Source organism: Rhodopseudomonas palustris (genome assembly GCF_007005445.1).
GTDB lineage: Bacteria > Pseudomonadota > Alphaproteobacteria > Rhizobiales > Xanthobacteraceae > Rhodopseudomonas > Rhodopseudomonas palustris_G.
This window is the reverse complement of record NZ_CP041387.1, coordinates 2669627-2681528: the sequence shown is the minus strand read 5'-3', so window position 1 is coordinate 2681528 and position 11902 is coordinate 2669627. Positions and strand designations below refer to the sequence as shown.

At 62.6% G+C, this 11902-nt stretch carries 10 protein-coding genes and 1 tRNA gene; 3 read left to right on the top strand and 8 right to left on the bottom strand.

What is annotated here, in order from left to right; all coding sequences use genetic code 11:
• Positions 1-62: 62 nt before the first annotated feature.
• Complete coding sequence (gene rlmB / locus FLL57_RS12210) at positions 63-890, bottom strand: 23S rRNA (guanosine(2251)-2'-O)-methyltransferase RlmB (RefSeq protein WP_013501773.1); 828 nt, start codon at positions 888-890, stop codon at positions 63-65.
• Positions 891-1099: 209 nt separating this feature from the next.
• On the opposite strand from rlmB, the gene FLL57_RS12205 reads away from it, so the two are divergent.
• A tRNA-Tyr gene (locus FLL57_RS12205) sits at positions 1100-1185 on the top strand.
• A gap of 654 nt (positions 1186-1839) precedes the next feature.
• On the opposite strand, the gene FLL57_RS12200 is transcribed toward FLL57_RS12205, so the two are convergent.
• Both FLL57_RS12200 and FLL57_RS12195 read right to left on the bottom strand, forming a co-directional pair.
• Complete coding sequence (locus tag FLL57_RS12200; protein ID WP_013501774.1) at positions 1840-2121, bottom strand: hypothetical protein; 282 nt, start codon at positions 2119-2121, stop codon at positions 1840-1842.
• 246 nt (positions 2122-2367) lie between these two features.
• On the bottom strand, positions 2368-2619 hold the full coding sequence (locus FLL57_RS12195; RefSeq protein WP_013501775.1) for a hypothetical protein: 252 nt from the start codon (positions 2617-2619) through the stop codon (positions 2368-2370).
• 774 nt (positions 2620-3393) lie between these two features.
• Between FLL57_RS12195 and FLL57_RS12190 the strand changes: the two genes are divergently transcribed.
• Complete coding sequence (locus FLL57_RS12190; protein WP_235677132.1) at positions 3394-4602, top strand: polysaccharide biosynthesis/export family protein; 1209 nt, start codon at positions 3394-3396, stop codon at positions 4600-4602.
• The gene (locus FLL57_RS12185) at positions 4599-6065 is read left to right on the top strand and encodes an O-antigen ligase family protein (RefSeq protein ID WP_142883015.1); all 1467 of its coding nucleotides are present in this window, start codon (positions 4599-4601) and stop codon (positions 6063-6065) included. Before FLL57_RS12190 ends, FLL57_RS12185 begins: the two co-directional genes overlap by 4 nt.
• 77 nt (positions 6066-6142) lie before the next feature.
• On the opposite strand, the gene FLL57_RS12180 is transcribed toward FLL57_RS12185, so the two are convergent.
• The 5 genes from FLL57_RS12180 to FLL57_RS12165 form a co-directional block, all read right to left on the bottom strand.
• Positions 6143-6805, bottom strand: coding sequence for a transglutaminase-like cysteine peptidase (locus FLL57_RS12180; RefSeq protein ID WP_142883014.1), 663 nt, complete (start codon positions 6803-6805; stop codon positions 6143-6145).
• Between the two features lie 445 nt (positions 6806-7250).
• On the bottom strand, positions 7251-7415 hold the full coding sequence (locus FLL57_RS23320) for a hypothetical protein (RefSeq protein ID WP_155413266.1): 165 nt from the start codon (positions 7413-7415) through the stop codon (positions 7251-7253).
• Positions 7416-7509: 94 nt separating this feature from the next.
• A complete protein-coding gene (locus FLL57_RS12175) occupies positions 7510-8184 on the bottom strand; it encodes a sugar transferase (protein ID WP_013501780.1) in 675 nt (224 codons plus the stop codon).
• A gap of 642 nt (positions 8185-8826) precedes the next feature.
• Positions 8827-9540 (bottom strand): hypothetical protein, encoded by a 714-nt coding sequence (locus FLL57_RS12170; protein ID WP_234713262.1) that lies wholly within the window; start codon positions 9538-9540, stop codon positions 8827-8829.
• Positions 9540-11888, bottom strand: a complete 2349-nt coding sequence (locus tag FLL57_RS12165) for a polysaccharide biosynthesis tyrosine autokinase (protein ID WP_013501782.1) — start codon at positions 11886-11888, stop codon at positions 9540-9542. Before FLL57_RS12165 ends, FLL57_RS12170 begins: the two co-directional genes overlap by 1 nt.
• Between the last annotated feature and the right edge of the window lie 14 nt (positions 11889-11902).

Here is an 11902-nt window from a genome sequence, read left to right as displayed (position 1 = left end):
ATCGCGCCGGCTCAGGCCGCCCGTCCGCAGCCGATGCGGGCGGGCGTTCTGCGTTGAGAACCTTAGCGGCGGCCCATCAGGCCGAGCCGGCTGGCTCCGATATACAGCGCCAGCGCCGCCGCGTTGGAGACGTTCAGGCTCTTGATTTCGCCCGGCATGTCGAGCCGGGCGACGGTGGTGCAGGTCTGCCGCGTGAGCTGCCGCAGGCCCTTGCCCTCGGCGCCGAGCACCAGCGCCAGCGGCTGGCGCAGCGCGACCGCGGCGAGGTCGTCCTCGCCCTCGCTGTCGAGCCCGACGGTGAGAAAGCCGCGCTCGTTCAGCTCGGTCAGCGCCCGGGAGAGATTCTGCACCAGCACCAAGGGCACCAGCTCCAGTGCGCCGGAGGCGGATTTGGCGAGCACGCCGGTGGCTTCCGGGCTGTGCCGGGCGGTGGTGACGATCGCCTGCACGGCGAACGCCGCCGCCGAACGCAGGATCGCGCCGACATTGTGCGGATCGGTGATCTGGTCGAGCACCAGCACGATGCCGTGCTCGGGCAGGGTGTCGATTCGCGGCGTCTCCAGCGCGTCGGCCTCGGCCAGCATCCCCTGATGCACCGCATCCGGCCCGAGCCGGCGGTCGATCTCCGACGGCCGCACGATCTCCGGCGCGATTCGGGTGTCGATGTTCTCGTCGGCGAGCTTGCGGGCGGCGTTTTCGGTCAGCCACAGCTTGCGAAACTTGCGCCGCGGATTGGCCAGCGCCGCCGTCACGGTGTGCCAGCCGTACAGGATCACGGGCCCGTCGCCGTCGCGCTCGCGGGCGTCGCGGCGGAACCCGGCGGGGCGCGGCTTGCCGCGGGGCGGGCCGTCGCGGCGGGAAAAGCGGGAATTCGGCGGTCTGTCGCTCATGGCGGCGCTTGTCTCACGCAACACGACGCAAGGCAATTTCGGCTCGATCGTCCGATATGACGAAGGAGTGTCGAAATCGTCATGGGGTTGGTTGACTTTAGGGGGCCGCATCGCCCATAACCGCGCCGCGTTGCAGGCCCGCCCGCGGGCTCGCTGCGGCTTCCGGTCCCGGTTTTGCCTGCCACAGGCGTTGGGCCGGCGGCACGGGCGGGGGAGTGTCCCGAGTGGCAAAGGGAGCTGACTGTAAATCAGCCGCCTCATGGCTTCGCAGGTTCGAGTCCTGCCTCCCCCACCAACCAACCAGCCGATCGGTTCGTCGCCGTCGATGGCGTGCCCGCAGAGACGGCCTCCGTGGAGCGGATTTCAAGGACGCTACGGTCCCGATCCGGATCTTCGATTCGGGCAGACGCATTCACATTCGGTTCGGTCGGCAGTGCTTCCCAATCTTGCCCGCGTGCGCTCGGTTCTGCCGACGGCTTTGATCGTCATCGCCGCGGCTGACGCGGCGGTCGCCGCCCGCTGATTCGGCGCAGCCGTTCACGGTGTCCTCAACGCCGAGCTGGTTGTTCAGGCGGCGCTGCAAACGCGACAGCGATGTTTCGGCTCGCCGATTTGCAACTGCTTCATTATTAGTTACGCTTCGGCTGTCTTGATCCGGGAGGATTTCATGAGGGCGTTGATCTTGGTTGTTCCCGCCATCCTGTCGATGGTCGCGAGTGCGTCGGCGCAGAGTGTGGCGCCACAACGAGATATGTACGGAAACCTGGTCCGTGATCGCGGGTCGAACAACATCGTCCCGGCGGATCGATCTCAAGCCGGCAGAGGCAATGCAAACGACTTTTCACGTCGTCAAAGTTCGCCGAACAATGTCGGACTGCGGCCGGAAAGGTAGTCGCCTATTCCGAACCGCCATTGCGTCGCAGCCAGACTTCTTTGAGCGACCGTGCGGTCACCACCAAACCATCGGACGTTCCGGGCTACCGCAAACGATGACATATTCACGTCCGTAGCGGCGGCCCTTGCTGACGGTCTTGATGCAGCCCGGATGAATGGCGAGATTGTAGTGGAAGGGCGGATCATCGAACGATCCGTGTAGTTTGCAGAGGTAGGCTTGGTCAGGACCGCAGGTCGTGACGGGATAGAGCCGATTTCGCGCAGAAGCCGGCTCGGACGCCGCGACGGCCGCACTGCTGAAAACCAGCGAAATGATCGCAACCTTCCTCAAGTTCATGGCAAGTCTCCGAAACCAGAATCCAAACGTCCCACCAAATATCGACCCGGAAAAGCGGGCGGCATCAGTCCGCTTGTAGCACAAGGATCGCAATCCAAGAGGCCAATCTTGCGCCGAAGAGGCGAGGCGGCGGCTTCAGGGGCGCGGATCTCACCTGAAGACCCGCTTCGGAAGGCGCGAGCAGGCCTCGGTCGACCGGTGCTGCCCTGGCCATCCGACAACGTCGGTGGGGACAGAGTGGCGCTTTCAGAGAACCATTCGGGTGCGACGGGACTGATACAGCGTCTGTGCCAGCAGGCCGAAGAAATACCCGGCCTGGATGACTGCCTGAGCAGCGATCACGACCACGATCGTCTTTGTAAAACCGTATCCAGACCCAATACAGATGCCGATCGTCAGGAGCAGAACCACGGCGAGGGCTTGAAGCAGTCCCACGAGCCGAAATCTCAGTCCAATCAAGAACCCCGCCAGAGCCAAGGCAATAGCCAAATACGCCATTACGGCCTCCCGCGGCTTCCTCCGTCGGCGTGACCCCAGCTCGGTAGGCTCGATTGATAGATCATTTGCAGTTCTCCCCCCAAGCGCCTTTCGGCGCGAGCCCCGATTCAGCCCCCAGCAATCTAGGATCGCTCACTCCAGATTGCATGAACATATGACTGCCGAGCGATACTGAGTGGAACTTTGTTGAATTTGAGGAGGGGAGGTCGGTCGCCAGGTCGGCGAGCCGATGCCAAGTAGTATTCTGAAAATCATCCAATCACTTAGTTCCTGCTGGACGTCGCGAAACGGCGCGGAGGGGCAGGTGTGATCCGGCGCCTTTGGGGCTGCCTTGAGGGGAGTTCGGCGAGAACTTGGGGGGCAGCCGCCCGTGGGGCGCACTGGGCGCAGCCGCCCGATGTCGAAGCATGGGCCGTCCGGGGAGAGGCACGATGACGCCCGGCGGACAGCCTGCTCGGCTTGGACAGTCGAGTAACCGGACCGGAATAGAGGGCTACCGAGGGCGCAAACGGGACTTTTGGGTCACAGGACTACTGGTTAGCGCCGTTCAGTGTGGCTCAACTGCAACGTGTTCCCGGAGAATGAAGGTCGGGAGGGGGGAGCATCTTCAAAACACTGTGCCCTGTAAGTAGGCTTCTGGGAAGTATTCGAGGCTCGATTCGGAGGGGCGGTCGTTCGCGTCCCGACAAGGCCACAGATTATGTTCGTCGCCTGGACTCGCCCACCGAAGCTGGTTGACCGCGGGCCTTGTGGAGCGATGCAATGAGGTTGCCCGTGGTGCGCAAGACGTTTCAGGTGCTTGCTGGTCTGCTGTTGCTGATTTCGATGTCGGCATGTGCGGTTCTGCCAGGCACCGGGCCTTCGAGTGAGTCAGTCGAGAACTATGCGACCGCCGGGATAAGGTCGACGAACGCATTGCCCTATGCGCTGGTCGATGTCTCCGCAGATACCATTGGCTTCCTGTCGCAGCCCAACGTCGTGTCGTTCAAGGGATCGTTCCGAGACAGGCGTCCGAAGCCGCAGCAGGTGGTCGGCGTCGGAGACGTTCTGAACATCTCGATCTTCGAAGCGGCGCCAGGGGGTCTGTTCACTCCGGGGCAATCCGCGGGTGCTCGCCCCGGTAACTTCGTCGATCTGCCGCCGCAGGCCGTCGACCAGCGCGGCAATATTTCTGTTCCTTATGCCGGCGAAGTGCCCGCGGCCGGACGAACGCTTCCGGAAGTGCAGCAGGCCGTGGTCGCTCGGCTGCGGAATCGGGCGATCGAGCCGCAGGTCGTCGTCAGCCTGAACCAGCAGCATTCGAGCGTCGTGAGTGTTCTGGGTGACGTCAACGCCCCGGGAGTGTTCGCGCTCAACAGCGTCGGCGAGCGGCTTCTCGCTCTGATCGCCCGCGCAGGTGGACCGAAGTACGAGGCGATCGAGAGCTACGTCACGCTTCAGCGCGATGGCAAGAAGGTGAAGGTTCTTCTCAGCCGCATCGTCCATGATCCGTCCGAGAACATTTTTGTACGTCCCAACGACGTGATCTTCCTCACCAGAGAATCGCCGACCTTCACGGCCCTTGGCGCTCTCAATCAGAACGTGTTCGGCTATAATTCCGAGCTGACCTTCGACGTCGAATCCCTGACGCTGGCCCAGGCGATCGGCAAGGCCGGCGGTCTGAACGATCAGCAGTCGGATCCGGCCGAGGTCTTCGTGTTCCGCTACGAAGATCGGTCGCTGCTCGACAAGCTCGGAGTCGACACGAACCGCTTCACCTACGATCGCATTCCGACCATCTATCACGTCAATCTGCGCGATCCGTCCGGTATGCTGCTGGCCTCCGGCTTCCAGATCAGAAGCAAGGACGTCATGTATGTCGCGAATGCGCGGGTGGTCGACTACTACAAGCTGCTGACCCTGATCAACAACACGGCCAACACGACGTCGAACGTGTCGAACGCGGCCATCAACGTGAACGCGGCCACGAAGACCCGTTGGTGACCGATAGGACCGCTCCGATTGCTTCGGCGGTGGATGTGGGCGCAAAGTCCTCCCACGCCGAAGCGCTCGGAAAGGTCCAGCTAGGGCTCACCCTTGCGGCGTTCGCATTGGCGCCTCTGCCATTCGGCTCCGTAGACAATATCTGGGTGCTGGCGTGGGTGGTGGTGCTGTCGATCAGCCTGATCGGGAGACCGCTGCGCTCTGTTTCCGGCGCTCAATTCCGCGTCCTGATCGCGTTTTTGACGGTCTGCGCCGCGTACCTCGTTGTCGCGGCCATCCAGATCATTCCCGGACTATCGGCCGGAGCGAACTCGGACGCCTGGGACCGGGCGAGCGAGCTGATCCATCTTCCGATCTCGTCGAGACTATCGGCTCGCGCGGAGATTCCGGTCGTATCTGCCGGGCATTTCCTGCTTCTCGTCACTTCGGTGCTGGCGGGCTTCTGGATCGGGACCTCGCGAAGCAATGCCGAGACCCTGTTCAAGGTCGCTCGCTATTCGATCCTGCTCTACGCGCTCTACGGTTTGCTGGCTCGGGCTTTCACACCTGGGTTCGTGCTTTGGCAGCCGAAGACGGCATATCAGGCGGATTTGACCGCCACTTTCATCAATCACAATACGGCCGCCGCCTTGCTGGGGGCCGGGGTGATCTTGTGGGCATGTTCGATCCAGCAAGAGCTGAAGTCGTTCGGTTCGCTTTCGCTGCGGCTCGTGATGCTCAGCCCTTCCAATGAGGCAGCAGGGATCCAGGTCGCCGCTCGGGCCGCTGCGGGCCTGCTGTGCTTCCTCGCGCTGCTCTCCACCGGCTCTCGTGCGGGCCTGGCTTGTGCCGTACTCGGGCTGTTCGCCGCGATCCTCCAGATGGTCGCCGGTCAGCTACGGCTTCGCCTTGTCTATGGTCTGTTGATCTCGGCCATCGGCTTGATCGCGATCGCGTGGTGGCTGGCCCAAAGCCAGAGCGTCATGACGCGCGGCATGTTCGATGAAGGCCGCTGGATGGCTTACAAGTACGCTTTCCGAGTGATTTTGGAGAGCCCGATCTTCGGCGTCGGGGCCGGAGCGTTTCCGGATGTCTTTCCTGCTTTCCGAGGAAGTGACATGTCGATGTGGGGCGTTTGGGACTACGCCCACTCGACACTGATCGAAATCGCCGTCGAAATGGGGCTTCCGATCGCCTTGCTCGTCTGCATGTCGGCCGCCGGCTCGCTGGTCATTGTGGCACGGGCTGCCACCCGTTCGGTCGGGGCTAGCCGGACCTTTCTGTGTGCCATCAGCGGCATCATGGTGATGACTTATCTGCATTCGCTGATCGATTTTCCGCTGCAGGTCCCGGGCTACTCGATTCCCTTCGGCATCCTGCTCGGCTGCGGACTCGCCCTCGCCACGCGGGAGCGCGGAACGGAGCGAGACGAGGTTGCCGGCGATCGCCGACCTGATCACGGCAATTCCGGGGTGCGTGTCTGACGCCGCTTTGCGGCCCGATCGGTTGGCTGTCCGTTCGCGGCGGTGCTCGACAATCCCAGCCGGCAGACCGGCCTCGGCTACTCGGCGGTTCTTTGCGCGGCGAGCTGAAGTCCCACCGGGCCTTGGCGGTCCGACGGCTCGGCGACCTTTCTGCCGACGTCGAACCAAAGACGAGCATCAGCGCTCGACTGGATCTTGAGCCATTCGTAATCGGTGCTCTGCCAAGAGCGGATCGATGGCGCCAGATTGTCGAGCACCAGGTCGCCGTCCGTCGTCGAGACCAGGAGCACGAGGTGCCCGACCTGATCGGGCGTCCGCACCACCGACAGGCGCAGCGCCCGTGCAGGCACACCGCTTTCGATCAGGCGATGCCTCTTGGTGACGGCGTAGTCGTTGCAGTCTCCAGCCTTCGGTCCGATCGTCCACCCGATGCGCAAATCCGAGCCGTAGACCTTCCGGACCGGCGCAATCTCCGAATTCACGCGCCGATTGATCGTTTCCAGCAGTTCGAGCGCCGATGGGGAGAGATCGATGCGGTCGGTCTGATCGCGATCCGACGCGCACTCCGAAGGATAACGCATGCAGAATCGAACATGCTGAAAGGGAGCCAGTGCCGGGGCAGCTTCAGCCAGAACCTGGATCGCGCCGGCCCGCGTCACGGGAGGCCGCGCAACCGAAGGGCTGACAACGACGCAAGCCGCCGCCAGCGCAAGGGTCGGACTGAGCAGTCTATCCAGCATCGACAGCTACTGATTGTGGAATGTTCTACGTGAACGACTGCTCCAGAGCATGCATCGGTGGAGTAAACGAACGGCTACCGATTGAGGTTAACGATCAGTGCGGCCCGGACTGGGCTTGTGCTGCTGCCAGAACAGGCCGGTTAGACACCAGCCTGCTGGCAACCGGCCTGGAGGTCAATGGGACGGTTCGCCGATCTCGTTCATGAAACCCGTCGTGGCCAGACAGGCTCCCGTTCTGCGTGAGACGTCTGCTGTGCCGCGTGCGCCGGGGCGTTATCCGGCCGGAGCTGAGATGCCCCCGGAAGTTGGGCGGCGAAGCCGAGCCAGCCCAGGCGCCGCTGCTATCCGCGAACATTCGGGCCGCTACCGGACCCGCTCGATCTCGGCGCGCCGGTCCGGCGATGCGTGCTGCAAGCACCGACGATCGGCATTCAGAGAGCGTCGCCTAGTCGAACATGAAAACCCAAACGGCCGTGGCGATGTTTTGCAGCCAGAACCCCAGGCCGATGACCAGCAGTCCCATCCACGCCAACAAGGTGGCTGCGTTGAGCGCGACCAGAGCCCTGAACACGCTCTTCCGCTTTGCATGGGTGATCAGATCGGTGCTCACGTCGTGGTTCTCGGCGAGTTGACTGTTGGGTTGACCCTTTGTCGTTCAAGTTGCGCACCGGGTTCATGACGCAGGACGCCTCGCCGCCGTCGGTTCAATACGCGCCGTATGCGGTGAGGAGTGTCGGTATGGTCACCAGGATGATCCGCAAGTCGAGGCGGTGGGACCAGTTGTTCGCATAGTACGAGTCGAGCGCCACGCGACGGTCATACGTCGTGGTGTTGCGGCCGCTGACTTGCCAAAGTCCCGTCAGGCCCGGACGACATGCCAGATATTCAGCCGCGCAGTGTCCGTAACGGCTGAGCTCTTCGGCAGTGACGGGACGGGGCCCGACGATGCTCATTTCGCCTTTCAGCACGTTGATGAGCTGAGGGAGTTCATCCAGGCTGGACTTCCGGAGCGCCGCTCCGACCAGTGTCACGCGCGGGTCGCGACGCAGCTTCTGAGTCTGCCTCCATTCCTCGGCGGCCTCCGGGTCGCTCTCCAGCAATCGTTGAAGCCGCTCGTTGGCGTCGACGGCCATCGTCCGAAATTTGAGGCAATCAAATGTCTGTCCGTTGAAACCGACCCGCCTGTGGCGAAACATCGCCGGCCCGGGAGACGCGATCATCGTCGCGAGGTAGCACAGAAGTAACAGCGGAGCCAAAATCACCAAGCCCGAAAGCGCCAACAGAAGGTCGAGGGCTCTCTTCGACGTGCATCCGACGGGAGTCGGTCGACTCCTGTCGGCCAGATCGATCTCGGTATCGGTTCTCAGCAATCCATCCATCGTCGCACTCTCAGGCTGCCCGTAGATGTCCAGATGAACTGTCGCTCAAAGCGTTATTGAATTGAATGTCTATCAAATTGCGGTTGGTGAATAAACTGTTGATCGCACCATTGCGCGTGCAAGTTCGCGTTAAGATAAATCGCGCCGTTGACATATAGAGCAACAAATCGCGCCGGTGATTTCTTGGGTTGCTCCCGCAAAGACGTTTCGGGCGTCGTCGGATTTTCTGCTCGTCACAGAAGTGGCTCTGGCGCAGGCATTACGCGGATGTCGCGTGAATTCGTGACGTGGTCGTGCGACACGAAAGAGGTGCGCGACGCAAGTCAGTGTTCTGACGGATTTCCGAGTCGTCGCGGGCTTTGCGGCCGCGCTCCGAACGATTGTCGATTCGAGCCTCGCGGCGCGGCGTCGGGGAGGGAGCTAAGTAACAGCCGCGCGCCGTCCTTGTGTAGCTCGCTGCGGGGAATCGGCCGTCGTTTCGTGAACGCGATCGCAGTCGTGCTGTCCTGGGAGAGGCGACGAGCAGCCGTCCGGTGTACGCGCCATGCGACGCTGGAAAGCCGTCGCCCCGATCGGGGACGATCTCGCGTCGCCTGCACGAGGTCTGCTCTCGATGCTTCTGCTGCCGCGTCGTAGCGGTGCTCAACGCAGGAGCTTGGCGACCGCGGCCTTGAAGCGCGATTGAGTGCGGACGTCGAGCTGCTGGATCTCGGCGTCCAGAAGCTCTCTCACGCCCTGGTGAGATCTCGCATAGGATTGCGCCGGCAACTCAACGTATCCGTCCAGCAGAAGTCGGCGGAATTCGGAAGCGATCTTGCTGCGTGTTGCTTCCGGTGCGAGTGAGGCGACGGGGGCTGCAATCGCGATCCTTCGAACGGCGAGCCAGGCTTCTCGCGGAGACGTGTCGTACGAGCGATCGAGCAAGTCGAAAGCGCCGGGGTCGAGCCGCCCATCCTGTACCGCAAGCCCAAACAGAACCAGCCAGGCAAAAGACTCGGTCGGAGCGCAGGAGAGTATCTGGTAGGCGCGGGTTCTGAGGTCTGCGCTCCTCGTGTCGAATTCGCGCGTCGCCCCGGTCCTGAGCGCCGCGTCGGCGAGTGGGATCTCGAGCATGATCAGCGCTCGCTGCGCGCGGGTGTCGCAGGCATCGAGTGCATGGGCCGATCGGCTCTTCAGAGCCGTCGAGCTGACGGTGCCGTCGAACGTCTCGAAGCGCAGAAGATGGTCGGTGAATTCCTCGAAGCGATCGATCGCCATCGCGCGGTGAAACGTCGCCATCGCCCAGACGAGACCGATCACGCCAATCGCAGAGGATACGAACTTGATCGTCGTCAGCCGACGAGCGTCCAGAGGCATCAGCTTGCTGTCTGATCGTTTTCGTGCTTGGGGGCACCGTAGTAGTAATAATTGTGACTGCGATACGAGTAGCCCTCGAGGCGGCGCATGACGTCTTCGTCGGTCTTGTTGAGGACCGCTCCCAGCAGTCGCTCCGACAGGGAACGGGAGACGCCGACCGCGCTGCGGACTTCGTCGCTCATGGTCGCCCCCCATTCGACAACCAGGATGAACGCGTCGAACAGGTGTGCGGCGGCCTTCACGTCCACCACCGGAAGAATGGGGGGGAGATCGACAATGATGTATTCGTAATTGCCTGCTGCCGACTTCAACATCCGCTTCACGGAGGGGGAGGTGAGCACGTCCGCGCTGTTGATCGGCTTCATTTCGGTGGCCGACGGTAGAAAGTCGAATTTGTAAACCGGGTCGGTAACGACCAGATCGCTCAATTGAAGCTGATCTGCGACGAGCTCGAGAAGTCCGCGCTTGTTCTTGTACCCGAGCGTCCTGCTCAGCGACGGATTCCGTAGATCTCCGTCGATCAGCAGGGTTCGCGCGCCGCTCTTGGACAAAAATGCCGCGAAGCTCGCGCAGATGGTCGTCTTGCCCTCGCCGGGGCGGGCGGACACGATGCCGATCACGCGTCCGCCGCCGGGGCTCAGGTCGATCGCAACCTTGATATGGCGGAGGGCTTCGGCGGTGGCCGAGAACGGCGCGACGTCGTTGATTTTCTCGAAGGCGGCGGAGTTTGCCGAGCTTTTCGCACGAGGCTGACCGGATGCGGGATCTCGCTTGCGCACGAGATGTCTCGCCATACGGGAGAGCCGGGACGAGCCGGTGGCGGTCTGGGAAGCGAGCGCCGGATCTTCGAAGGACGGGATGATCGCAAGGCAACTGGTGCCCAGGATCGTCTCGAGTTGAGCGCGGGTGTGGATCCGGCGGCTCATCCGATCTCGCGCGAAGGCGGCGAGGATGCCCAACGCCAAGCCCGACACGGTGGCGAGGGCGAGGGTCAAGTTGGTCTTCGGCGAACTGCGGACGAGCGGCGGCGAAGCCAGCGTGACGACGCGTGCCTCGGTCGACGGGAACGATTGCTGCTGAACCGATTGGGTGAAGCGGGTCAGGAAGGTCTCGTAGATGCCGCGGTAGGTGGTGGCCGCGGTTTCGAGCTCCTTGAGATGCACCTGTGCCTGGCGTGTCCCGGTCGACGATTGAAAGACCTCGATCATCCGCTTGTCGATCGACTCTTCCTGCGTCTTCGCGATCTGGACTTCGCTTTGGTAACTCTCGGCGATTCGGCTGACTTCGTCCCAGATCGCCTGCCGAACGTTGGCCATCTCCGATCGGAGATTGCGTGCGGCCTGATGATCAGGCCCGTAGCGCGAGCTCCATTCGGCTTCCTTGCTCTGGTTGTCGAGATATTGCTGACGCAGCCGCGTGATGACCGGGTTGCTGAGCGCGTCGGTGACGACCGGATCGGGAATCTCGGTGCTTCCCTTCTGTTGGCGCAGTTCGAGAACCCGGGTGATCCGTTCGAGCTTGGCTCTGGCTTGGCTGGTTTCGGCGCGGGCCTTTGCCAGCGAGATTCCGAGCTGATCGAGCTCCAGGTCGCTTGCGAGCTTGCCGTCGCCGTTCACGATGATGGAGTTGGTCGACTTGAAGTCCTGCACCGCCCGATAGGCGTCGCTGGCCTGCTGGCGCAGTTCTCCGATCCTCTGCTGCAGCCACTCGCTCGCGCGTCGGGTCGCCTCGAATTTCGCCTGGATCTGATCCTCGATGTAGGCGTCCGCAAAGGCGTTGGCGATCGTCGCCGCTTTCTCCGGGACCAGCGACGTGAACGAGATCTGCTCGATGTAGGATCGCCCGAGCCGGATCACCTTGAGGTTGTCCTTCACCCGGCTCAGCGCGCGTGCTTCGAGTTGACTGGGCGTGACCTGGGGCGAAATCGGCGGATCGAGGTTCAGAAGCTCGTAAAGCCGGTTGCGAAGTCCGGTCCCGGATCCGATGAATTCCGGATCCTCGGTCAAGCGGAGCTTCCGAATGACCTGCAGGGCGACCTTCTCCGATTTCGTCGTTTCGATCTCGCTCTCGACCGACGCGTCCTCGACCATCCGGTTCTCGGTCGCGAACTCCGACTGAGTCCAGGTGACCCGTTTGGTGTCGATGATCATGTCGGTCTGGGCGGTGTATCTGGACGGCGCGACCGCCAAATAGGCGAGCGCAAGCGCGATCACGAACACCGTCACCAGACCGATGAAACGCCAGTGTCGGGCGACGAAATCGCTGACATCCAGCAGGGAGAGCGCGTCCTTGCCGGTGCCGATACGAGGCAGGCTACCGTCTTGCAGAGGCTGACCGGCGAAGTTCATACGGCAGTCCTAAA